The organism is Streptomyces sp. NPDC002734, assembly GCF_040295685.1.
GTDB lineage: Bacteria > Actinomycetota > Actinomycetes > Streptomycetales > Streptomycetaceae > Streptomyces.
This window is the reverse complement of record NZ_JBEOVU010000016.1, coordinates 79,729-102,921: the sequence shown is the minus strand read 5'-3', so window position 1 is coordinate 102,921 and position 23,193 is coordinate 79,729. Positions and strand designations below refer to the sequence as shown.

Below are 23,193 nucleotides of genomic sequence, written 5' to 3'. Positions count from 1 at the left end.
TCCGGGGGAGGATCGGATCTTTCCGGGTACTCCACCATCAGGAGGACCCGTGAAGGACGGAAGAACGCCTCCGGTACGACGACGGAGGTGGGCATGACCGGCACGATGTGGTCCGTGCAGCAGATACGAACGCCGCGGCGACACGCGGAGTGCGGCCGATGAGTCCCCTGATGTGGTCCGTGGTCCTCTCGCTCGTCTCCGCCGTGGCGTACGCCGGCGGGGCGATCGTGCAGGAGCGCGTCGCGGTCCGCCGCAACGGCTCCCTGCCGCTGGGCGACCTGGTGTGGTGGGCGGCGGTGGCGCTCAACGGTGTGGGCGCGGGGCTGCACGTCGCCGCGCTGGCGCTCGGTCCGCTCAGCGTGGTGCAGCCGATGGGCGCGCTGACCATCGTGTTCGCGCTGCCGATGGCCGCGCTCTTCGTGGGCCGCGCGGCGGGCGACCGGACGGCCTGGCGCGGGGCGTTCCTGGCCACCGCGGGGCTGGCGGGCCTGCTGGCGCTGGTCTCCGGCTCGGGCACCCGCACGCCCACGGGCGGCGAGCGCATCGTGCTGGTGGTCGTCACCGCCGTCGTGCTCGCGGCGCTGATGGCGGTGGCGAAGGGCGCCGGCACGCATCCGGCCGTCCGGGCCGCCGCGCTGGCCACCGGGTCGGGCATCGCCTTCGGCCTCGGCTCGGTCTTCACCAAGGCGGTGGCCGCCGACCAGTCCGACGGGCTGGTCCTGTCCGGCCTGCCCTCGGTCGTGGCGGTGGTGGCCCTGTCGGCGGCGGGCCTGCTGCTGTCGCAGTCGGCCTACCACGCCGGCGGCCTGCACGCGCCGCTGGCGACGCTGACGGTGGTCAACCCGGTGGCCGCCACGGTGGTGGGTCTGGTCCTGTTCGGGGAGTCGTTCCGCATGGGCGCGCTCGGGGCGGTGCTGGCCACCGGCTGCGGCGTGGTCGCGGCGGCGGGGCTGGTCCTGCTCTCCGTGGGGCGCGCCCACGCCGAGGTGCCGGCGCAGGCGTCCGGCGAGCGGGAGCCCGCGGAACCGGCGGCCCCGGACCGGACGCCGTCGGACGAGGGGTCCTCGGAGCGGGACGGGAGGTCCGGGCCGGACGGGGACCGCCACGGCCCGGAACGCGTTCAGATGGCGACGCCGCCCGCCCGCAGGTAGGCCAGGGGGTCGACGTCGCTGCCGAAGCCCGGGCCGGTGCGCACCTCGAAGTGCAGGTGCGGGCCGGAGCTGTTGCCGGTGGAGCCGGAGCGTCCGAGGCGCTGCCCGGCGGTCACCGACTGACCGGACCGCACGGAGATCGCCGACAGGTGGGCGTACTGCGAGTAGCGCCCGTCGGCGTGCCGGACCACCACCTGGTAGCCGAAGGATCCGCCCCAGCCGGCCGTGACGACCTGTCCCGCGCCGACGGACTTCACGGCGGTGCCGGTCGGTACCGGGAAGTCGACGCCGGTGTGGTAGCCCTTCGACCACGAGGAGCCGTGGGCCCGGTAGGCGGTGCCGAGCGCGGCGTCCACGGGGGCCACCCGGTTGCGGGTGGCGGCGGGGCGGGCCTCGGTCTTCTGCCGCTCGCTCTTGTGTCCGTCGGCCTTCTGCGGCGCGGGCTTCTTGGCCTGGGGCTTCTTCTGCTCCGCCTTGCGCTGTTCGCCGGCCTTGGCTCCGCTCTGCGGTTTCTGCTGTGCTGGCGATCCGGGGCGGGCGGTGTCCGGCATCCGCAGCCGCTGGCCCGGCATGATCAGGTCGGGGTCGGAGCCCACCGTCGAGCGGTTGGCCGCGTAGAGGGACTGCCAGCCGCCCTGGACCTCGCGGGCGTCCGCGATGCCGGAGAGGCTGTCCCCGCGGACGACGGTGTACATGTCGGTCTTGCCGGCCCGGGACTGGGGCGTGGTCTGGGGCCGGACGTCCTTCTTGTCGTCGCCGTTCGCGCCCGAACGGGAGTTCGACGTCGCGGAGCCGGACGCGGCGGAGCCGCCGGCCTTGGCGGGAGTGCCTGAGCCGGCCTTCTTCCCGGACGCGGGTCTCGCCGTGCCGCCCGATCCGTCGCCGAGGTCGGGGGCGGGGCCGCCCCGGGCCAGCCCGGCGCGCTGCGAGCAGACCGGCCAGGCGCCGGGCCCCTGGACCTTGAGCACCTTCTCGGCGACGGCGATCTGCTCCGCGCGGGTGGCCTGGTCGGCGCGCGCCGCGTAGGCGCGGCCGCCGAAGGCCTCCCAGGTGGACTGACTGAACTGGAGCCCGCCGTAGTAACCGTTGCCGGTGTTGATGTCCCAGTCGCCGCTCGCCTCGCAGGCGGCCACCCGGTCCCAGGTGGCCGCGTCGGCGGCGTCGGCGGTGCCGGCGGCGACCAGCGGGAGCGCGAGACCCGCGCCACCCGCGGTGACGCTGAGCGACGCCCGGTTGAGTCTGTTGGGCTGGTACCGGCGGTGCCGGCCGCGTGCGGCCATCGGTGCCTCCTCGACACGCTGCAGGAGACACAGAACGTAAGCGCAGTGACAGAGGGTCACAAGAAGGTATTCGGACGCCTGTGGCGGTCCGGATGCCGGTAAACCCGCTGTTGACGGATATCACCGGACGAATATGCCCGGGTGGACGCCGGGAGGGGCGCCTGGCGCGAAAGCGCCGGACGCCCCTGAGGTTCACGTCACAGCCCGGGCCTGTCCGAGCGCGGCGGGCCCGGTTCCGGGTCGGGCACGGGATCCGGGCCGGGCGGTCGCGGGACGGGCGAGGGTGCGGGCCCCGGTGGGACGGGGCCGGGATCCGGCGGCGTGGGGCCGGGGCCGGGCGGCGTGGGGCCGGGGCCGGGCGGCGTGGGGCCGGGGCCGGGCGGCGTGGGCCTGGGGCCGGGCGGCGTGGGCCTGGGGCCCGGCGGCGGGGGCGTCGGCCGCGGCGGTCCGGGCGGTTCGGGCGCCGGCACCGGGTTGGGGCCGGGCTCGGGCACGGGGTCGGGGAACGGGTCCGGTCCGGGCCCCGGGTCGGGGGCGGGACCGGGCGCGGGGAACGGCTCGGTCATGACTTCGTCTCCCATCCAGTCGGCGCCGGCGGCGCCGCGCCGGCATCTGGACTCCTTCCACGCCTGCCCGCTCCGGGCCGCCCCACTCACCCCGACGCCGTATCCGCCGCCCGCCGGGCACCCCGGAGCGCCGGGCGCCGTGTCCGCGGCGCGGTCCGGCCGAGCGGGCCCCGGCGTCCGCGGCGCGGTCCGGCCGAGGGCCGCCCGGGATGTCCCGCCCCCGGCTCCCGCGGCGGTCAGACGGCCGGCTCGGCGACCGGCTCGGCCGACTCCCCGCGGGCCCGGTGGAGCTCGGCGTACCGGCCGCCGCGGGCGAGGAGTTCGTCGTGGCCGCCGCGCTCGACGACCCGGCCGTCCTCCACGACCAGGATCAGGTCGGCGTCGCGGATCGTGGAGAGCCGGTGGGCGATCACCAGGGCGGTGCGCCCCTCGAGCGCCTCGGCGAGCGCCTCCTGGACGGCCGCCTCGGAGGTGTTGTCGAGGTGGGCCGTGGCCTCGTCGAGAAGGACCACCCGCTGGCGGGCCAGCAGCAGCCGGGCGATGGTCATCCGCTGGCGCTCGCCGCCGGAGAGCCGGTACCCCCGCTCCCCCACCACGGTGTCCAGCCCGTCGGGCAGCGAGCGGACCAGGTCCTCCAGGCGGGCGCGGCGCAGCACGTCCCACAGCTCGTCCTCGCCGGCCTCGGGCCGCGCGAGCAGCAGGTTGGCGCGGACCGTGTCGTGGAAGAGGTGGCCGTCCTGGGTGACCATGCCGACGGCCCCGCGCAGCGAGGCGGCGCCGAGGTCGCGGACGTCGACGCCGCCCACCCGCACCGCACCGGAGTCGGCGTCGTACAGGCGGGGCAGCAGCTGTGCGACGGTGGACTTGCCGGCGCCGGAGGAGCCGACCAGGGCGACGGTCTGTCCGGGCTCGGCGCGGAAGGAGATCCCGTGCAGGACCTCCTCGCCGCCGCGGGTGTCGAGGGCGGCGACCTCCTCCAGGGAGGCCAGCGAGACCTTGTCGGCCGACGGGTAGGCGAACCGCACGTCCTCGAACTCGACGGACAGCGGGCCGTCCGGCACCGCGCGGGCGTCCGGGCGGTCACGGACCAGCGGCTCGAGGTCGAGCACCTCGAAGACCCGCTCGAAGCTGACCAGGGCCGTCATCACCTCGACGCGGGCGCCGGCCAGCGAGGTGAGCGGGGCGTAGAGGCGGGTCAGCAGCAGGGCGAGGGCGACCACCGCGCCCGGTTCCAGGCTGCCGCGCAGCGCGAACCAGCCGCCGAGCCCGTAGACCAGGGCCAGTGCGAGCGCGGAGACCAGGGTGAGGGCGGTCATGAAGACGGACTGCGCGGTGGCGGTGCGGATGCCGATGTCGCGGACCCGGCGGGCGCGCTCGGCGAACTCGGCGGACTCCTCCTCGGGGCGGCCGAAGAGCTTGACCAGGGTGGCGCCGGGGGCGGAGAAGCGCTCGGTCATCCGCGTGCCCATGGCCGCGTTGTGGTGGGCGGCCTCGCGCTGGAGTCGGGCCATCATCGAGCCCATGCGCCGGGCCGGGATCACGAAGACCGGCAGCAGCACCAGCGCGAGCAGGGTGATCTGCCAGGAGAGGGTGAGCATCACGGCGAGGGTGAGCACCAGGGTGACCAGGTTGCTGACCACGCCGGACAGGGTGTTGCTGAAGGCCCGCTGGGCGCCGATGACGTCGTTGTTGAGGCGGCTGACGAGCGCCCCGGTGCGGGTGCGGGTGAAGAAGGCGACGGGCATCTTCTGCACGTGGTCGAAGACGGCCGTGCGCAGGTCGAGGATCAGGCCCTCGCCGAGGGTGGCGGACAGGCGGCGGGCGAGGACGCCGAGGCCGGCCTCCACCACGGCGATCAGCGCGATCAGCAGGGCGAGGCGCACGACCCGGCTCTCGTCGCCGCCGGAGACGATCGTGTCGACGACGTGTCCGGCGAGGACGGGCGCGGCCACCGCGAGGAGCGCGGTGGCCACCCCGAGCAGCAGGAAGAGCGCGATCCGGCGGCGGTGGGGGCGGGCGAACGCGGCCACGCGGCGCAGGGTGGCGCGGGCGAGGGGTCGGTGGCGCGCCTGCTCGTCGGCGTTCATCACGCTGTGGAGCTGCGTCCAGGCGGTGGTCTCCATACTCATGCCCGGAACGGTAGAACCTCCAGCTTGGTCGAGGTCAATGCCTTTCCCGCGGACGCCTCCCGCCGCGGGTGCGCGGGGGGGGCGGAGGGCGGCGATGCGGGGGCGGAGGGCGGCGGCGCGGGGGCGGCGGGGCGGGGCCGGAGAGCGGGCCCGGGGGCGGCGCCAAGGCCGGGGCGCCACGCCAAGGCCCCTGCCGAGCAGGCCCGATGACGGGGCGTCGGCCGGGTGCGGCAGGATGAGGGCGCCCCGCCCGGGGCGCGCGGTCGGCCGGGCAGCGGGCCGAACCGTCCCCGGAGATGCGAACAGGTGACAACGTGACGAGAATCCCCCTCCGTCCGGCGGCGAGCCCCGGAGACGTCCGGTGAACCGGGCGCTGGAGCTGCAGGACCTGATCCGCGCGGGCGTCGCGGTGGGCGCCGGCCTGGTGCTGGCGCTGCTGGCGAGGATGCTGATGCGCTGGCTGGGCCGGCACGCGGAACGCACCCGCTGGGAGGGCGACGACGTGATCGTCGGCGCGCTGCGCACGATGGTGCCGTGGGCGGCGGTCCTCGGCGGCCTCGCGGCGGCCGCGGCGCTGCTGCCGCTGACGCGCGTGGTGGGCCGGACGGTCAACCAGGGCCTGACCGTGGTGATGATCACCGTGGTGACGCTGACGGTGGCCCGCGGGGTGGGCGGGATGGTCGGGGCGATCACCCAGTCGCGGTCCGGGGTGGCCTCGTCCGCGTCGATCTTCGTGAACATCACCCGGGTCTCGGTGGTGGCGCTGGGCTTCCTGGTGATCCTCCAGTCGCTGGGCATCTCCATCGCACCGCTGCTGACCGCCCTGGGGGTGGGCGGTCTGGCGGTGGCGCTCGCGCTGCAGGACACCCTGGCCAACCTGTTCGCCGGGATCCACATCCTCGCCTCGCGGACCGTGCGGACCGGTGACTACATCCGGCTGACCAGCGGCGAGGAGGGGTACGTCGTCGACATCAACTGGCGCCAGACCACCATCCGCAACCTGTCGCAGAACCTGGTGATCATCCCGAACGGGAAGCTCGCCGGCACCAACATGACCAACTTCAGCCGCCCCGGCGAGGACATGACGATCATGGTCCAGGCGGGGGTCGGCTACGACAGCGACCTGGAGCACGTGGAGCGGGTCACCGCGGAGGTCGTCACCGAGGTGATGAAGGAGGTGGAGGGCGCGGTGCCGGAGCACGAGCCCGCGATCCGCTTCCACACCTTCGCGGACTCGCGGATCAACTTCACGGTGATCCTGGGCGTCGGCGAGTTCAGCGACCAGTACCGGATCAAGCACGAGTTCGTCAAACGCCTGCACCGCCGTTTCCGGGCGGAGGGCATCGGCGTGCCGCCGCCGCAGCACGACGTCACCCTGCGACGCCAGGACACGGCGTCCATGCCGCACCAGCGCGTCTGACCGTGGGCGCCTCACGGCGACGGCCGCGGCCTCGGGAGCACCCCCGGGGCCGCGGCCGTCGCCGTGTGTCCGGGCGCGTCCGGGGACCGAAGGGCGGGCCGGGGGTCGCGTCGCCCCGATCACGAGATATCTTGATGTCGAGCAATGTTGCAGACGTGGAGCGGAGCACCCGGTGACTGACTCGACCATCATCTATACGCACACCGACGAGGCGCCGGCCCTGGCGACGTACTCGTTCCTGCCGGTCGTGCGGGCGTACGCCGCGCAGGCGGGTGTCCCCGTGGAGACGCGTGACATCTCGCTGGCGGGCCGCATCCTCGCGCTCTTCCCGGAGTACCTCCGTGAGGACCAGCGGATCCCGGACGCGCTGGCGGAGCTCGGCGAGCTGGCCAAGAAGCCCGAGGCCAACATCATCAAGCTGCCGAACATCTCGGCGTCCATCCCGCAGCTGAAGGCCGCCGTCGCGGAGCTTCAGGCGCAGGGTTACGAGCTGCCGAACTACCCGGACGACCCGAAGACCGACGAGGAGCGCGACATCCGCGCCCGCTACGACAAGGTCAAGGGCTCCGCGGTCAACCCGGTGCTGCGCGAGGGCAACTCGGACCGCCGTGCCCCCGCCTCGGTGAAGAACTACGCCAAGAACCACCCGCACCGCATGGGCGCCTGGTCCTCGGACTCGAAGACCAACGTCGCGACCATGGGTGAGAACGACTTCCGCTCCACCGAGAAGTCCGCCGTGATCTCCGAGGCGGGTTCGCTGCGCATCGAGCTGGTCACCGCCTCCGGCGAGACCAAGGTGCTGCGCGAGTCGGTGCCGGTCCTCGAGAACGAGGTCGTCGACGCCTCCGTGATGCGCGCCGCCGCGCTGCGCGAGTTCCTGACCGCGCAGGTCGCCCGTGCCAAGGAGGAGGGCGTCCTGTTCTCCGTGCACCTCAAGGCCACGATGATGAAGGTCTCCGACCCGATCGTCTTCGGTCACGTGGTGCGCGCCTTCTTCCCGAAGACCTTCGCGCAGTACGGCGAGCAGCTGGCCGCCGCCGGCCTGTCCCCCAACGACGGTCTGGGCGGTATCTGGAAGGGCCTGGAGGCCCTGCCCGAGGGTGACGCGATCAAGGCGTCCTTCGACGCCGAGCTCGCCGACGGCCCGGCGCTGGCGATGGTCGACTCCGACAAGGGCATCACCAACCTGCACGTCCCCTCGGACGTCATCGTCGACGCGTCCATGCCGGCCATGATCCGTACCTCCGGCCACATGTGGGGCCCGGACGGCCAGGAGGCCGACACGCTGGCCGTCCTTCCGGACTCCAGCTACTCCGGCGTCTACCAGGCCGTGATCGACGACTGCCGCGTCAACGGCGCCTTCGACCCGTCGACCATGGGCTCGGTGCCGAACGTCGGCCTGATGGCGCAGAAGGCCGAGGAGTACGGCTCCCACGACAAGACCTTCGAGATCGCCGAGGCGGGCACCGTCCGCCTGGTCGACGCCAAGGGCGACGTCGTGCTGGAGCAGCCGGTCGAGGCCGGCGACATCTTCCGCGCCTGCCAGACCAAGGACGACCCGATCCGCGACTGGGTCAAGCTGGCCGTCACCCGCGCCCGCGCCACCGGCGCCCCGGCCGTCTTCTGGCTGGACGCCGAGCGCGCCCACGACGCCAAGCTGATCGAGAAGGTCCGGGCCTACCTGCCGGAGCACGACACCGAGGGCCTGCAGATCGAGATCATGGCGCCCGTCGAGGCGACCGCGTTCTCACTCGAGCGTCTCCGCCGGGGCGAGGACACCATCTCGGTGACCGGCAACGTGCTGCGCGACTACCTGACCGACCTGTTCCCGATCCTGGAGCTGGGCACCAGCGCCAAGATGCTGTCGGTCGTCCCGCTGATGGCGGGCGGCGGCCTCTTCGAGACCGGCGCCGGCGGCTCCGCCCCGAAGCACGTGCAGCAGCTGGTCAAGGAGAACTACCTGCGCTGGGACTCGCTCGGCGAGTTCTTCGCGCTGGTCCCGTCCTTCGAGCAGTTCGCCAAGGTGACCGGCAACGCCAAGGCCCAGATCCTGGCCGACACGCTGGACCGTGCCACGGCGACCTTCCTCAACGAGGACAAGTCCCCGACCCGCCGGGTGGGCGGCATCGACAACCGCGGCTCGCACTTCTACCTGTCCCTGTACTGGGCGCAGGAGCTGGCCGCGCAGAAGGACGACGCCGAGCTGGCCGCGGCCTTCGCGCCGCTGGCCGAGAAGCTCGCCGGCGCCGAGGCGAAGATCGTCGAGGAGCTGAACGCGGTGCAGGGCGAGCCGGCCGAGATCGGCGGCTACTTCCAGCCCGACCCCGAGAAGGCCGCAGCCGTCATGCGTCCCTCCGCCACCTGGAACGAGGCCCTGGCCTCCCTGGGCGCCTGACCTCACCCGGTCGCACGGCCCCTGTACGCGCGCTCCGCCCCGCCCGGCACACCGGGCGGGGCGGAGCCCGTTTCCGGCCTGCGACGGCCGGTGCGGGGACCGCACGGAGCAGCCGGGCGCGACAGACGCCGCGGGCCGCCCCAGGGTGGTTCCATGACTCAGGAGATGACCGCACCGCCTCCTCCGCCCGTCCGGGACTGGGTGCCGCCGGAGATCGACGGCCCCGGCTTCGACCCGTTGCTGGCCGAGCTGATGCGCGAGGGCCCGCTGACCAGGATCCGCCTGCCGCACGGTGAGGGCTGGGCCTGGCTCGCCACCCGTCACGAGGACGTCCGGGCCGTCACCAACGACCCCCGGTTCGGGCGCGCGGAGGTGACCCGCCGCCAGGTCACCCGGCTGGCCCCGCACTTCAAGCCCCGTCCGGGATCCCTGGCCTTCGCCGACCAGCCCGACCACAACCGGCTGCGCCGCGCCTTCGCGGGCGCCTTCACCGTCGGCGCGATGCGGCGCCTGCGCCCGCGCGCCCAGGCGCTGCTCGACCCGCTGGTCGACGGCCTGCTGGCCCAGGGGCCGCCGGCCGATCTGATCGCCACGGTGCTCGAGCCGTACCCGCTGGCCGTGGTGGGCGAGGTGATGGGCGTCCCGGAGGCCGACCGGGACCGGGTGCGCGCCTGGACCCGGCAGATCATCTCCACCTCCGGCGGCGCGGAGGCGGCCGAGGAGGCCAAGGCGGGGCTGTACGGCTGGATCACGCGGACGATCCGTGACCGCCGCGCGGGCTCCCCCGACGGCGGCGACGACGGGCAGGGCGGCGGCGTCCTGTCGATGCTGGGCGCCGCCGTGGGCCGTGGGGAGCTGACCGAGGAGGAGGCGATCGGGGTGGCGGGGCCGCTGCAGATCGGCGGCGAGGCGGTCACGCACAACTGCGGGCAGATGCTCTTCCTGCTGCTCACCCGGCCGGACCTGATGGCCCGGATGCGCGAGGTGCTGGACCGCCCGGCCGGGCTGGACGCCGCCCTGGAGGAACTGCTGCGCTGGATCCCGCACCGCAGCACGGTGGGCCTGGCCCGGATCGCGCTGGAGGACGTCGAGCTCGCGGGCCGGACGATCACGGCGGGCGAGCCGGTGTACGTCTCCTACCTGGCCGCCAACCGGGATCCGGAGATCTTCCCCGATCCGGACGGGATCGACCTGGCCCGCGACCCCAACCCGCACCTGGCCTTCGGCAACGGTCCGCACTTCTGCACGGGGGCGGTCCTGGCCCGGCTGCAGACCGAGTTGCTGGTGACCACGCTCCTGGAGCGGCTGCCCGGGCTCAGGCTCGCGGTGCCCGCGGAGGAGGTCCCGTGGCGGCGGCGCACCATGATCCGCGGGCCCGAGGCGCTTCCGGTCGCCTGGTGAGCGGGCGGCCGCCCGAGGAGGGCGGCCGCCCCGCCGCCGTCAGACCCGCAGCCACTCCGTGACGACCACCTCGTCGCCGGCCCGGACCCGCAGGGCGAACGGGCCGGTGACGTCGACCGCGCAGGAGAATCCGCCCGTCTCGTCGGCGTCGCACCGCGCCGCCGTCTCCGGGGCGGGCCGGGTCAGCACCTCCACGCCCGCCGCCTGGGGCGGCAGGAGCTGGCCCAGCAGTCCGTCCTCGCCCACCTCGACGTCGACGGTGAGGTCGCCGGCCGCGAAGGTGAGCATGCGCGGGCCGTCCTCGGCGCCCCTGACGGGGGCGGCGTCCAGCAGGGAGTCGAAGGTGAGCTCGGCGAGCCGGGCGTCCAGGTCGTGCAGCGCGAACGCGGCCAGCGCCACCTCGCGCAGCGCGGTGGGCACCGGGTCGCAGACCTCGGCTGCCTCCCGCAGCAGTCCCTCCACCTCCAGGAGCTTCAGGTCGTCGAAGGGCTGTTCGTCGAACTCGTCGAACTCGCCGGCGTCGTCGTCGGCGTCGGCGTCGAAGGCGTGCGGGCCGTTCACAGAACCCCCCGGTCGGTCAGGCGCTTGCGCAGCCGGCGCAGGCACCGCTGTCGAATAGGTCCGATGGAGCCCACCGCGATGCCCAGGGCGACGGACACCTCGCGGTAACTGGGCGGCGGCTCGGCGATGATCAGGCGCAGCAGCTGCCGGCAGCGGTCGCCGAGCGCGTCGAACTCCTCCCACACCGTGCGGTGCCGGTCGGCCCGTTCGGCCTCCTCCTCGGACTCGAGGACCTTCTGCTCGGGCGAGCAGCTGTCGCAGGGGCGGTCCAGCACCTGCGGGTCGTCGGTGGGCGTCCACCGGCGCTGCGACCGCAGCACCTTCAGGCACTCGTGGCGGGCGGTGGCGGCGAGCCAGGAGCCCGCCTTCTCCGGCTCGCGGATCCGGCCCAGGTTCTGCGCGAAGCGGAACCAGGCGATCTGGTAGACCTCGTGGGCGTCCGCCTCGGAGAGCCGGTGCCCGCGGACCACGGACCACACCAACGGGCTGAGCCCGTCCACCAGGCCCCGCCAGGCGTCCTGGTCGCCCTCGACCGCGGACTTCAGCAAGGCGCCGACTGTCGCTCGTTCCACTCCCCCACCCCTCGTGTACGGCACGCCATCGTACGCCGTACGGGTGAGACTCAAGGACGGGGTCAACGTTCGGCCGTCCCCGGCCCGCTGACGGGCCGCCAGGTCGGGGGACGCAGCGCGGCCACCCGTGCTCCGTGCACCTCGGCGGTGTCCTTCAGGGAGGCGAGCAGGTCGCGGCGGGCGCGGCGCGGGTCGCTCTCCTTGTGGGCGGCCATGTGCGCGGCGACCATGGCGGCGGCCACCGGGGTGGCGAAGGAGGTGCCGCTCCAGCGCGCGTAGCCGGTGAACTCGACGCGCTCCGGCTCGCCGGGCGCGTCCTCGCCGTCGGCGCTGAGCAGCCCGGTGCGGACCGGGAAGCGGCAGGTGCAGGAGTAGTCGCCGCCGTGCCGGCACTCGTCGTAGCTGGAGTGCTGGTACACGTACGGGACGGGGGCGTCGAAGCCCGTCAGCGGGGCGGTGAGGCGCTCGCCGGGCGCGTAGGCGTTCACCCACCGGCCGTGGTTGCTGAAGCAGGCGTGGGCCTCGCCGTCGCCCCGCAGGGCGCCGACGGAGAACACCGCCTTGCGGTACGTGGGCCGGGCGGCGTAGGCGGCCGGGAAGAAGGGGGTGTCGGAGCCGTTGTTGCCGGCCGCGGCGACCAGCAGGGTGCCGGGGTGCCTCAGCAGTTCCGCCATGAAGTGCTCGAGTCCCAGGAGGCCTTGGTCGTCGCCGGTGGCGGTGCCCGCGGAGAGGCTGATCAGGGCGGGCCAGCCGGCGCTTTCGGCTGCGTCCAGGAGGAGCGGGCCGAACTCGGACTCCAGGACGGCGCCGGCGTCGTTGAGCGCGTTGGAGACCGTGATGTCGGCGTGCGGGGCGACGGCGGCCAGCAGGCCGGCGATGAAGGTGCCGTGTCCCGCGTACTGCCGCAGCACTCCGTCGGCGTCACGCTCGGAGGTCTCCAGGTCGCCGCGCACGCGGGCGAGTTCGGGACAGCGGGCGTGGTCGGAGGTGAGGCCGGTGTCCACCACCAGCACGCCGACGCCGGCCTCCGGCTCGTGGTCGCGGCCGGCGGGCGCCGGGTTGGGGCCCTCGCCCGGCGCGGCGGGCACCGGCTCGTCACCGGGGCAGGCGTTCACCGCGACCGTGATGACGTGGTTGCGGGAGACCATGCGGCGTCCGGCGCGGTCCTCGAGGGCGCGCACCGCGCGCAGCGCCCCGTCCACCGCGGGGTCGGCGGCGCCGGCCGCGCGGGCCCCCTCGGCCGGCTCGGCGACCCGGATCCGCGTGACACCGGAGCGGTTGCCGGGTCCGGCGGGGGCTATCCGCTCGCGGCCGGCCGCGCCGGGGATGTCGGCGCGTCGCTCGCGCAGGGCGTCGGCGACCAGCCGGGCGTCCTCCCCGTCACGCACCAGCAGGTGACCGCGCTCGTAGAGGAATCCCGCCCCCTCGTCCACGGCCAGCGGTACGTCGGGCATGGAACGTCGGACCTGCTCGCACTGTTCGTGGAACCGCCGGGCCGGCATAGGGCTTCCTCCCCCTCGGGTGCTACGTCGTCAGAAGGAGTCTGCCGCATCGCGGTTGATACACCGCCTTCACACCGCCCGTGCCGAAACCCCTGGCCAGGGCACTACGATGCGGCAGGTGACAGCGGGAAACGGAACCGTCCTCGAACTGCTGCCGATGGTCTTCGCCAGGCCCGACGTGGCCCTGCGCAGGGCGGAGCGGCTCCTCGAGTCCGGTCCCCCGCCGGAGCACGCGTCGGTGGCCCATCAGGTGATCGGGATCTGGCAGCGGGACTTCGGCGATCTCGACGTGGCGCTGCGGCACCTGCGGCGCGCACGGGACCTGGCGGCCCGTGCGGGCTCCGCGGACCGGGAGGCCGACGTGCTGGCCACGCTCGGGGTGGCGCTGGTGCACGCGGGGCGCACCCGGCAGGGCCTGGCGGCCCTCGAGCGGGGCGTGGGCCGGGGCTCGGCCCACACCCGGGCCAGGGTGCTGTACCGCCGGGCGTACTCGTTCTGGGTGCTGGGCCGCCACGGCGAGGCCCTGGACGACGTCCGGCGCGCGGTGCCGGTGCTGCGGCAGGCCGGGGACGTGATCTGGGTGGCGCGTTCGCTGACCCTGCGGGCGACGGTCCACCTGGCGCTGGGCGCGGTGGACCGCGCGGAGGCGGACTTCGCGGCGGCGGAGGAGCTGTGGGGGACGACCGGCCAGGAGCACGACAAGGCGGACGTGGTGGAGTCGCGGGCGCTGACCGCGTTCCGTGCCGGTGACATCCCCGCGGCGCTGCGCCTCTTCGACGAGGCCGCCAGGCGCTACGACGCCCTGGGCACCCCGACGTTCATGCTGAGCATCCGGCGCTGCGAGGTGCTGCGGGCGGCGGGCCTGGCTGCCGAGGCGCTGGCCGAGGCGGACGCGGCGATCGCGGCGCTGGACCGGATCGGCGGGCAGCCCACCCGAAAGGCGGAGCTGCTGCTGGTGGCGGCGCAGGCGGCCGGTCCGGCGGGCGCCCCGGACACGGCGGTGGACCGGGCGGCGGCCGCGGTGCGGCTGTTCGCCCGGCAGCGCCGGCCCTGGGGCGAGGCGCACGCCCGGCTGGTGCTGGCCGAGGCCCGGTTCGCGGTGGGGCGGCGCACCGGCCGGATGGTCTCCGACGCGGCGGCCCTCGCCGGGCGGCTGGCCTCCTTCGGCTCGCCGGCGGCGCCGCAGGCCGCGCTGCTGGCGGGGCGGATCGCCCTGGCCCTGGACCGGCCCGCGGAGGCGGAGGTCCACCTGGCCCTGGCCGCCCGGGCCCGTCACGGCGGTGCGCCGCAGGCGCGGGTGACGGGCTGGGTGGCGCAGGCGCTGCGGGCCCGGGCCGCCGGGTCGCGGCGCGGTGTGCTGCGGGCCTGCCGGCACGGGCTGGACGTGCTGGACGGGCACCGCACCACGCTGGGCGCGCCGGAGTTGCGGGCCCGGGTCACCGAGCAGGGTGAGGAGTTGGCGGCACTGGCCCAGGAGGCCGCGCTTGCCTCCGGCGGCGCCCGGCGGCTGCTGGAGTGGAGCGAGCGGTGGCGGGCGGCGGCGCTGGCCGCGCCGGCCGCCCGGCCGCCCGCCGATCCCGGGCTGCTGGCGGACCTGGCGTCGTTCCGGGAGATCGCGTCCCGGGCCGAGGAGGCGCGCCGGGACGGCCGTCCGGTGCCGGTGCTGGAGCGTGAGCAGCGGCGCCTGGAGCGGGAGATCCGCTCCCGGACGCTGCGGGCCCGCGGCGCGGGGGCGGGCGGTGACGGCCGCCGGTTCGACCCGGCGAGGCTGCTGGAGCGCCTGGACCGTGACGGCGCGCAGCTGGTCGAGCTGGTGGTGCTGGACGACCGGGTGCGGGTGCTGCTGTGCGGCGGCGGCCGGGTGCAGGTGTTCACCGGCGGCCTGCTGTCGCGGGCGGAGGCGGAGGCGGAGCTGGTGCAGGCCGGGCTGCGGCGGCTGGCGCATCCCGGCGGCGCGGCGCGGCTTCCGCTGCTGGAGGCGGCCGGGCGCCGTCTGGAGGAGGCGCTGCTCGGCGAGGCGGCCGCGCGGCTCGGTCCCGGGCCGGTCGTGGTGGTGCCGCCGGGGCGGCTGCACCGGGTGCCGTGGGCGCTGCTGCCGTCGCTGCGGGAGCGGGTGGTGAGCGTGTCGCCGTCGGCGGGCGCCTGGCTGCGCGCCCGGGAGACGGCGCCGCCCGCGGGCGGCCGGCACGTCCTGGTGCGCGGGCCCGGGCTGGCGACGGGCGGCGCGGAGGTGCCGGAACTGGTCGACCACTACGGGCGGCCGACCCTGTTGGAGGGGGACGACGCACGGGCCGGTGAGGTGCTGCGGGCGCTGGACGGCGCGTCGCTGGCCCACATCGCGGCGCACGGCGTCTTCCGGGCCGACAACCCGTTGTTCTCGTCGCTGCGGATGGCCGACGGGCCGTTGACCGTGCACGACTTCGAGCGGCTGGAGAGCAGCCCGTACCGGCTCATTCTGTCCAGCTGCGACACGGCGCGGCTGGCGCCGGTCGGCTCGGACGAACTGCTGGGCCTGGTCACGGCCTTACTGCCGCTCGGCACGGCGGGGGTGGTGGCGAGCAGCGCGCCGGTCAACGACGCGGCGGTGGTGCCGCTGATGCTGGCCCTGCACAAGGGCCTCGCCTGCGGCCTGACCCTCGCCGAGGCGCTGCGCGACGCCCGGGCGGCCCTGCCGGACGACGCGGTCCACCAGGCGACGGGGTGGACGTTCACGGCGTTCGGAGCGGCCTGAGGACGGAAAGCCCTGGGAGCGGCGTCACGCGTCGTCGGCGAGGCGGGCGGCGCGGGTCTCGGCGGTGGTGGCGCGGCGACGGGCGTCGCGGAGGGCGCGGGCGGCGGCCCGGGCCCGGTCGCGGGCCGCGCGTTCCCCGGCCCGTGCCTCGCGGGTCTCCTCGCGGGCGGCGTGCAGTTCCTCCTCCAGTCCCAGGACCCGCTCCCCGAGGGCGGCGGCGCGGTCCGCCGCCTCCTGTGCGGCGCGGTCGGCGCCGGCCGACTCCTCCTCCGCCTCGCCGAGGGCCCGTGCGGCCTCCTCCGCCTGCGCGCGGGCCTCCTCCACCTCGCGCAGCCGCTCCTGTTCCGCGGCCTCGCGTTCCGCCGCCGCGCGTTCGGCCGCCTCTCGCTCCCGGGTGCGGCGTTTCTCCTCGGCGGCGGTCCCCCGCCGTGTGCCGCCGTCCGCGTCCGACGCGCCGCCCTTGTCCCGGCACGCGGAGCCGGGGCCGCCCGGGCCCGCCTCCGGTTCCTCACCTCCCGCCTCCGGTGTGGGCACCAGCCGCAGGTCGGGCGACGTCCCGCCGCCCAGCGCGGCCCCGAAGCCCGGCGCCGCCGTGAGCGGTTTGGTCAGCCGGCCCCCGGCCCAGGCCTCGGCCGCGTCCGGGTCGGCCAGCACGGCGCGGAGGGTGCCCTCGATCTCCTCGCGGGCCGCCTCCCCCACCCGGTGCCCTGCCGCCGCGCTCAGCTCGACGGCCTGCCGGGCCAGCGCGGACACCAGCAGGTGCTGCTGCCGCGAGAGGTCGCGCAGCACGCCGCCGTCCAGGTCGAGGTGGGCCTGCCGCAGCGCCTCCCCCAGCCGCAGCAGCGGTTCGGTCTCCTCCTTGCGCTCCCGGACCAGCAGGTTGCAGGCCCAGGCCGACAGCGTGGGTCTGCGCAGGGCCTTGATCCGCTTCGCCAGTTCCCGGTCGCCCTCCTCGCGGGCCCGGGCGGCGCGCTCGTCGCGCACCCCGGTGAACTGCTCGGGGGGCGTGCCGTACAGCTCCTGAGCGACAGCGTCGAGATCCACCGCGCACCTCCAGCGTCCGGAGACCGAGTCTGGCACCGCCGCCGCGCGGGGCCCCGTCCGCTTCCTCCGTCCGGCCGATCGGCACACCGCCGCCTCCGGGTCCGCCCTGACATCCCAGGGAGGGCTGGGAGGTGTCGAGTGATCCCCAGGATTGACCTGGGGTTCGACCCACGGTGAAGATCGACGGGCCCGAGATCGCCGGGCCGGGCCCCCCGATCGACCGGCTTCGAACCGCCGCGCCCGGCGCCCGCCCACCGGAAAGGACCGATGCCCGTGCTCGAGTCCCCCTCCGCGACGCGCGCCGAGGAGCTGCTGCTCCGCTCCGGCGCGGGGGACGTTCCGCACCCCGGCGGCACTCTCCTCGCGCATCTGACGCGGGTGTACTCCCGGCTGGCGGATTGGGAGGCCCGCCCGGCCCTGCGACTGGCGGGGCTGTGCCACGCCTTCTACAGCACTGACGGGTTCACGACGGCCCTGCTGCCGCTGGAGCGGCGCGGGGAGCTGGCCGCGGTGATCGGCGACGAGGCCGAGGCGATCGTCCACCTCTACGCCGCCTGCGGCCGATCGGCCACCTACCCCGGCCTGGACAGGCCCTCGCCGGTGTTCCACGACCGGTTCACCGGCCGGGAGTTCACCCCCACCGACCGGCAGTTGCGCGACTTCGCCGAGCTGACGGCGGTCAACGAGCTGGACATCGCCCGCGTGGACCCGGACTTCCGGCAGCGGTGGGGCGCCGGCCTGCTCGCTCTGTTCAGCCGTCTGCGTCCGCTGCTGAGCGAGCACGCCTGGGCCGACTGCGAGGAGGTGCTGGCTCCCCGGTCCGGGTGAGCGGCGCTCAGCGCTGCGCGAGGGCCCCGGACCGGGCCATGGTGAGCAGCGCCTCGTGCGTGTCCGGGTCGGACGCGGCGATCAGACCGTTGGCGCCGGTGTACGGGGGCCGGCCGTCGACGCCGGTGACGACGCATCCGGCGGCCTGGCACAGCGCGACGCCGGCGGCGAAGTGCACGCTGTCGCGCAGGTCCCCGTCGGTGACGTACGCGGCCCGTCGGCCCGCCGCGACCCAGGCGACGGCCAGGGTCGTGGAGACGACGCGGGGCCGGAAGCGCGCGGTGAAGGCCGGGTCGGCGAGCAGCAGGGCGGCCCGGAAGGCGGGGGCGTTGGGGAACGGCGGGTCGAGGTTGAGGTCGACCAGGCAGGACGCGGGCGAGGGGGTCAGGTCCGTCTGCGTGCCGTCGGGCCCCAGTAGGTGGGCGCTCGTGCCGTCGGTCAGGTAGACCTCGCGGCTGAACGGGTCGGCCGTGGCGGCCGCCGTCACCCGCCCGCCGTCCCGCAGGGCGACGTTGACCCCGACGAGCATGGTGTCCACGGCGTAGTTGAGGGTGCCGCAGAGAGGGTCGACCAGCCACCTGCGTCCGGCGTCCACCGCCCCGGTGGCTCCGGCCTCCTCACCGGTCACGGCGTCGTCCGGCCGGGACGCGCGCAGGACGTGCAGGATCGCCTCCTCGGCCGCCAGGTCCGCCGCGGTGGCGAAGTCGCCGTTCCCCTTGTCGTGCCGCTCGGGCGCGCTGCCGTACAGGGCCCGCACCACGGCGGCGCCGGCCCGCGCGGCGGCGAGCGCCACCTCGGCGTCGGTCGGCCCGTTCGTCGTCGTCATGACGGGGAGCATAGGCGGCTTCCCGCGAGTCCGCCGGGCTGGGCGCGGGCTCACATGCTGGCGAAGGCGGAGATCAACGTGTCGGCGCGCAGGCGGAGTTCGGGGTCCTCGAGGCCGGTGACGGTGACCGCGAGGACGTCTGAGCCGGCGGCGAGGGCCAGCGCGACCTCCAGCTCGGCCCGGGTGCCGACCAGCGGATAGGTGTACCAGCCGTCCGCCCGGTCGTCGTCGGTGTCCCCGATGCCTGCCTCGACCGTCTCCCAGTCGGTGCCGTCGAAGGCGTAACCGGCGTAGTGGGACAGCAACTGGAGGAAGGGCAGCGCGTTCTGGGCCCATATCCAGCCGCTCAACGGCTCCGCCATCCGCCCTCCCCACGGGCGCCCGACCCGCTCACCGGGACGGCCGCCCTGTAGTCACCATGCCCGAGAATCACGTGCCGCGCGAGGCCTCCGGCGGCGCTCCGGGGCGGTACGGCAGGATGAGGGCATGAGCGTCGTGAAGATCAACGTACTGTCCGTGCCCGCCGAGCAGCGGGAGGTCCTGGAGAAGCGCTTCGCCTCGCGGGCGCACGCCGTGGAGAACTCCGACGGCTTCGAGTGGTTCGAGCTGCTCCGCCCGGTCGAGGGGACCGACACCTATCTCGTGTACACCCGGTGGCGCGACGAGGCCGCGTTCCAGGCCTGGATGGAGGGGCCGATGAAGTCCGCCCACCAGGGCGGTGGCCAGGGCGAGGGCGGCGAGCGGCCGAAGCCGGCGGCGAGCGGCTCCACGCTGTGGTCGTTCGAGGTGGTGCAGCAGGCGGGACCGGGCGCGGACGCGACCGCCTGAGCCCTCCGACGACCGCAGCTCTGCCGCCCGCGTGGACCTCACGCGGGCGGCAGTGTCGTTCTCGACCCTCCCCCGAGTTGAACATGTTCAAAAGCATGGCAGGATGATCGCGGCGGCCGCATCCGCGCGGACCGCGTTCTTCGGCATGCCGTGACCATGCCGTGAATCGGGGAGGGATCATGGCCCATCGAGGCCGGAACTACGCGTGGATGCTGGTGATGTCCATGCTGGTGCTGGGGTCGGAGGCGATGCTGGGTCTGGTGGCCGTCATGGTGGTGCTCGCCACGACGGAGTCCCCCGGCATGGTCCCGAACGCCCTGACGCTGATCGTCCTGCCGCTGCTCGCCGTCGCGGGGGTGCTGTTCGGGGTCCTGTTCTCCCACGTCGTGGTCATGCCGGCCGTCTGGCTGGGCGACGGTCTGGCGCGGTTGTTCCACCGCCCGACGGCCTGGTGGTGAGTGCTGCCGCCCGTGGTGCTGCTCGCCCTGCCCGCCTCGTTTTTGTTCCTCCGCGGCGCCGACGGCGTGCCGGTGCCGGTGAGGCTCGCGACGTGGGCGGCGGTCGCGGCCTTCTCGCTGCCCGCGGTGCTGCTGGCCCGCCTCCGCGGACCTCTGCGGAGCTGGCGTCCGGTCGGCCGGGTGGCGCTCTGGGGCGCCGGTTCGGTGCTGGGCGCCGCCGTGCTCGGGGCGCTGGCCCTGGCGACCGGTGTCGTGGACGCCTACGAGCCGCCTTCCCTGACCTCGAGGACGCTCGCCGGCTCCTGGGCCGGCGGCGATCCCGACGTCCTGGTGCTCCACGCGGACGGCACCGCGACGGCCACCGGGCTGGCCCAGTTCGAGGACGACGGGACGCGCGCGGACCCCTGCGACGGACGGGGCTCCTGGACGTTCGACCCGGGTGACGACGCCTGGGCCCAGCGCGTCACCGTCCGGGTGCCGGGCTGCGCCACCCAGGAGTGGCACGTGGGCGGGAACGAGGAACACCCGCTCCTGTACGTCCACGTCGGGGACGAGGATGCGGGGGACCTCTTCGAACTCACCCGCTCGAACCGGTGATGCGGTTCCCCGCCCCCTGCTGACGGCTCGGCGACCGGCTTCTCGTCCCGCCGCTACGACCGCTCGGCCACCGGCTCCACGTCCGCCCCTGCCGACGGCCGGCCGGTGGTCGGGCGCGGCGCCCGCGGCGTGGCCCGCACCAGCTGGTCGACCAGCAGCACGGCCAGCGCCCCCGCCGTCAGCGCGCCGCCCATCAGCATCACGGCGCGGATGCCGAAGGCGGACAGCACCGTGCCGCCGGCCGCCGCCCCGGCGGCCGTGCCCGCGTTGAACGCCGCGTTGCCTACGGCCGAGGCGATGAACAGGTCGCCGGGCGCCACCGCGAGGAGCTCACTGGTCAATGTGGTGATCATGGCGAACAGGGCCATGCCGCTGGTCGCCGTCAGCACCGCGGCGACCACCGGCTCGGCGCCCCACCCGTACAGGCCGAGCAACGAGAGGGCCAGCAGCGCCACCGGCGCCACCGTGGCCGGCCGGGGGTGGCGGTCGGCGAGGCGGCCGGCCAGGAAGAGCACCGCCACACCCGCCGCGCCGCGGAGCAGCAGCAGCGGGCTGATCGCCTCGGTGGAGAAGCCGCTCACCTCCAGGAGGAACGGCACCGTGTAGGTGAACGCCGCGCCGAGGCCGGTCATGACCAGCACGATCGTCAGCACCAGCACGACGTAGCGCGCCCGGTCCGGCGCGCGGTCCTCGGCGGCGGCCGCCTGCGCGCCGTCGGTGGACGGCAGGCACAGGACGACGGTGAGGAGGGCCGCCAGGCCGATCCCGCCCAGCACCAGGAACGCGACGCGCCAGCCCGCCTGCTGCCCGATCCAGCTTCCGGCGGGCACGCCCAGCACGGTGGCCAGCGAGGTGGCTCCGAAGACCATGGCGACGACCCGCCCCCGCACCGCGACCGGGAAGAGGCCGGTCGCGGTGACCGTGACGACCGCCCAGAAGACGGCGTGGACCAGTGCTGTCACGGCACGCGAGGCGAGCAGCAGGCCGAAGGTGGGCGCGGCGGCGGACGCCAGGGAGGCCGCCACGAACAGCGCCATCAGGCCCAGCAGCAGCGGACGGCGCGGGACCCGGCGGGTGGCGTACGTCAGCGGGACGCTCAGCACCGCCACGACCACGGCGTACCCGGTGACCAGCTGGCCGGCCGCGGACAGGGACACGTCCAGGCCGGCGGAGATCTCCGGCAGCAGTCCGGCCGGGAGGTTCTCTGTGGTCGAGACGCAGAACGTCGCGGCCATCAGCGCGCCGAGAGCCGCGATCGCCGCGGGCCTCACCCCGGACGCCGCGCCGGCCAGGGCTCGGCCCATCGTTCGGCTCCTTCACCGTGTGTCGTCGAAAATGTCGAATGTCCGCCGAAAGACGCCCGGACGGTCGGCGTCAGCGCAGGGCGATCGCCGTCCACGACACCGGCGGGAGTTCGACGGTGACCGTGCCGTCGGCGAGGGCCGCGGTCGCGTTGACGGCCGGCGTCACCCGGTCCGGCTCGGCGAGCGTGTTCTTCGCGTACACGTCCGCGTCGGCGAGCGTGAGCGCCTCCACGACGCGGGAGCAGCCGAGGCCGCGCACGTCGATCGTGACCTGGGCCGTCTCCCGCTGGTCGCGGTTGACCAGGAACACCGCGGCCCGGTCCTCGTCGACGGTCGCGACGGCGTCCACCAGGCACGCCTCGCCGTACCGCGCCGTCTCGTACACCGGCGCCTCGATCACGGGCCGGATCACCTCCCCGGAGGCGAGTCGGCTGGTGATCGAGAAGGGGTGGAAGGTCGTCTGCCGCCAGGCCGGTCCGCCGGGCTCGGTCATGATCGGCGCGATCACGTTGACCAGCTGCGCGAGCGACGCCGAGGTGACGCGGTCGCTGCGCTTGAGCAGCGTCATCAGCAGGTTGCCGACCACCACGGCGTCCGCCACGGTGTAGACGTCCTCGAGCTTGCGCGGGGCGTGGCGCCACTCCAGGTCGGTCTCCCGGGCCTCCTGCTCCTGGTGCTCCTTGAGGTACCAGACGTTCCACTCGTCGAAGGAGACGTCGATCTTCTTCTTCGAGCGCTTCTTGCCGCCCACGTGGTCGGCCGTCGCGACGACGGTGTCGATGAAGAAGTCCATGTCGGTCGCGGAGGCGAGGAAGGAGCCGAGGTCGCCGTCGAGCTCCTGGTAGTAGGCGTGGCAGGAGACGTAGTCGACGTGCTCGTAGGCGTGCTCGAGCACCGTGCGCTCCCAGTCGCCGAAGGTCGGCATGCCGGACCCGGAGGAGCCGCAGACGACCAGTTCGAGGTCCTTGTCGGCCATCTTCATCGCGGCGGCGGTCCGGGCGGCGATCTTGCCGTAGTCGTCGGCCGTCATGAAGCCCGTCTGCCAGGGGCCGTCCATCTCGTTGCCCAGGCACCACATCCGCACGTCGTGCGGCTCCGGGGTGCCGTTGGCGATGCGCAGGTCGGACAGGGTGGTGCCGGAGGGGTGGTTGGCGTACTCGAGCAGGTCGAGGGCGGGCAGGATGCCCCGGGTGGCGACGTTGACCGCGAGCATCAGCTCGGAGTCGGTGAGCTTGAGCCACTTGGCGAACTCGTCGAGGCCCACCTGGTTCGACTCCAGCGAGCGCCAGGCGAGGTCGCGCCGCACCGGCCGCTGCTCGCGCGGGCCGACGGAGTCCTCCCAGCGGAAGCCGGAGACGAAGTTGCCGCCCGGGTAGCGCACGGTGGTGCTGCCGAGCTCCCTGACGAGGTCGACGACGTCCATGCGGAAGCCGTCCTCGTTCGCGCTCGGGTGCCCGGGCTCGTAGATGCCGGTGTACACGCAGCGGCCGAGGTGCTCGACGAACGAGCCGAAGGTGCGGCGCCGGACGGGGGCGACGACGGCCTTCCGGTCGAGCGCGATGTGGGCGCGGGGCATGGCAATGGTCCTTCCTGGGGCGGC

The 23,193-nt window shown here is 74.9% G+C and carries 19 protein-coding genes; 9 read left to right on the top strand and 10 right to left on the bottom strand.

What is annotated here, in order from left to right:
* The first annotated feature begins 158 nt into the window (after nt 1-158).
* Complete coding sequence (locus ABT026_RS16590; RefSeq protein ID WP_351115163.1) at nt 159-1,151, top strand: DMT family transporter; 993 nt, start codon at nt 159-161, stop codon at nt 1,149-1,151.
* Here ABT026_RS16590 and ABT026_RS16585 read toward each other — a convergent pair.
* Together ABT026_RS16585 and ABT026_RS16580 are read right to left on the bottom strand one after the other, a co-directional pair.
* Nucleotides 1,121-2,431, bottom strand: a complete 1,311-nt coding sequence (locus ABT026_RS16585) for a transglycosylase family protein (RefSeq protein ID WP_351115162.1) — start codon at nt 2,429-2,431, stop codon at nt 1,121-1,123. The genes ABT026_RS16590 and ABT026_RS16585 overlap by 31 nt on opposite strands.
* 802 nt (nt 2,432-3,233) lie before the next feature.
* Complete coding sequence (locus tag ABT026_RS16580; protein ID WP_351115161.1) at nt 3,234-5,126, bottom strand: ABC transporter ATP-binding protein; 1,893 nt, start codon at nt 5,124-5,126, stop codon at nt 3,234-3,236.
* A 361-nt stretch (nt 5,127-5,487) separates the two neighbouring features.
* Between ABT026_RS16580 and ABT026_RS16575 the strand changes: the two genes are divergently transcribed.
* The 3 genes from ABT026_RS16575 (at nt 5,488) to ABT026_RS16565 (ending at nt 10,342) form a co-directional block, all read left to right on the top strand.
* Nucleotides 5,488-6,546 carry a mechanosensitive ion channel family protein gene (locus ABT026_RS16575; protein ID WP_351115159.1) on the top strand — a complete coding sequence of 353 codons (1,059 nt, stop codon included), beginning with the start codon at nt 5,488-5,490 and terminating at the stop codon, nt 6,544-6,546.
* Between the two features lie 172 nt (nt 6,547-6,718).
* Nucleotides 6,719-8,941, top strand: coding sequence for an NADP-dependent isocitrate dehydrogenase (locus ABT026_RS16570; RefSeq protein WP_351115158.1), 2,223 nt, complete (start codon nt 6,719-6,721; stop codon nt 8,939-8,941).
* A 153-nt stretch (nt 8,942-9,094) separates the two neighbouring features.
* A complete protein-coding gene (locus ABT026_RS16565) occupies nt 9,095-10,342 on the top strand; it encodes a cytochrome P450 (RefSeq protein ID WP_351115157.1) in 1,248 nt (415 codons plus the stop codon).
* A 39-nt stretch (nt 10,343-10,381) separates the two neighbouring features.
* Here ABT026_RS16565 and ABT026_RS16560 read toward each other — a convergent pair whose 3' ends face one another.
* The 3 genes from ABT026_RS16560 to ABT026_RS16550 form a co-directional block, all read right to left on the bottom strand.
* Entirely contained in the window at nt 10,382-10,903 is a 522-nt protein-coding gene (locus ABT026_RS16560; RefSeq protein WP_351115156.1) for a hypothetical protein, read from the bottom strand.
* Nucleotides 10,900-11,475: an RNA polymerase sigma factor gene (locus tag ABT026_RS16555; protein ID WP_351115155.1), complete on the bottom strand. Its 576-nt coding sequence runs from the start codon at nt 11,473-11,475 to the stop codon at nt 10,900-10,902. The genes ABT026_RS16560 and ABT026_RS16555 overlap by 4 nt, the downstream gene beginning before the upstream one ends.
* 62 nt (nt 11,476-11,537) lie before the next feature.
* Nucleotides 11,538-12,977, bottom strand: coding sequence for a S8/S53 family peptidase (locus ABT026_RS16550; protein WP_351115154.1), 1,440 nt, complete (start codon nt 12,975-12,977; stop codon nt 11,538-11,540).
* 109 nt (nt 12,978-13,086) lie between these two features.
* Here ABT026_RS16550 and ABT026_RS16545 point away from each other — a divergent pair, with 109 nt between their 5' ends.
* A complete protein-coding gene (locus ABT026_RS16545) occupies nt 13,087-15,708 on the top strand; it encodes a CHAT domain-containing protein (RefSeq protein ID WP_351115153.1) in 2,622 nt (873 codons plus the stop codon).
* Between the two features lie 24 nt (nt 15,709-15,732).
* On the opposite strand, the gene ABT026_RS16540 is transcribed toward ABT026_RS16545, so the two are convergent.
* Nucleotides 15,733-16,752: a hypothetical protein gene (locus tag ABT026_RS16540; RefSeq protein ID WP_351115152.1), complete on the bottom strand. Its 1,020-nt coding sequence runs from the start codon at nt 16,750-16,752 to the stop codon at nt 15,733-15,735.
* Nucleotides 16,753-17,019: 267 nt separating this feature from the next.
* Here ABT026_RS16540 and ABT026_RS16535 point away from each other — a divergent pair, with 267 nt between their 5' ends.
* The gene (locus ABT026_RS16535) at nt 17,020-17,580 is read left to right on the top strand and encodes a DUF6817 domain-containing protein (RefSeq protein WP_351115151.1); all 561 of its coding nucleotides are present in this window, start codon (nt 17,020-17,022) and stop codon (nt 17,578-17,580) included.
* A gap of 7 nt (nt 17,581-17,587) precedes the next feature.
* On the opposite strand, the gene ABT026_RS16530 is transcribed toward ABT026_RS16535, so the two are convergent.
* Both ABT026_RS16530 and ABT026_RS16525 read right to left on the bottom strand, forming a co-directional pair.
* Complete coding sequence (locus ABT026_RS16530; RefSeq protein ID WP_351115149.1) at nt 17,588-18,406, bottom strand: inositol monophosphatase family protein; 819 nt, start codon at nt 18,404-18,406, stop codon at nt 17,588-17,590.
* A gap of 50 nt (nt 18,407-18,456) precedes the next feature.
* A complete protein-coding gene (locus ABT026_RS16525) occupies nt 18,457-18,768 on the bottom strand; it encodes a hypothetical protein (RefSeq protein ID WP_351115147.1) in 312 nt (103 codons plus the stop codon).
* Nucleotides 18,769-18,892: 124 nt separating this feature from the next.
* Between ABT026_RS16525 and ABT026_RS16520 the strand changes: the two genes are divergently transcribed.
* The 3 genes from ABT026_RS16520 (at nt 18,893) to ABT026_RS16510 (ending at nt 20,289) form a co-directional block, all read left to right on the top strand.
* A complete protein-coding gene (locus ABT026_RS16520) occupies nt 18,893-19,234 on the top strand; it encodes an antibiotic biosynthesis monooxygenase family protein (RefSeq protein WP_351115146.1) in 342 nt (113 codons plus the stop codon).
* 179 nt (nt 19,235-19,413) lie between these two features.
* Nucleotides 19,414-19,692 carry a hypothetical protein gene (locus ABT026_RS16515; protein WP_351115145.1) on the top strand — a complete coding sequence of 93 codons (279 nt, stop codon included), beginning with the start codon at nt 19,414-19,416 and terminating at the stop codon, nt 19,690-19,692.
* The gene (locus tag ABT026_RS16510) at nt 19,693-20,289 is read left to right on the top strand and encodes a hypothetical protein (RefSeq protein ID WP_351115144.1); all 597 of its coding nucleotides are present in this window, start codon (nt 19,693-19,695) and stop codon (nt 20,287-20,289) included.
* Nucleotides 20,290-20,342: 53 nt separating this feature from the next.
* Here the strand turns inward: ABT026_RS16510 and ABT026_RS16505 are convergent, their stop codons facing one another.
* Both ABT026_RS16505 and arfA read right to left on the bottom strand, forming a co-directional pair.
* Nucleotides 20,343-21,593: an MFS transporter gene (locus tag ABT026_RS16505; protein ID WP_351115143.1), complete on the bottom strand. Its 1,251-nt coding sequence runs from the start codon at nt 21,591-21,593 to the stop codon at nt 20,343-20,345.
* Between the two features lie 70 nt (nt 21,594-21,663).
* Nucleotides 21,664-23,169: an arabinosylfuranosidase ArfA gene (gene arfA, locus ABT026_RS16500; RefSeq protein WP_351115142.1), complete on the bottom strand. Its 1,506-nt coding sequence runs from the start codon at nt 23,167-23,169 to the stop codon at nt 21,664-21,666.
* Nucleotides 23,170-23,193 lie beyond the last annotated feature (24 nt).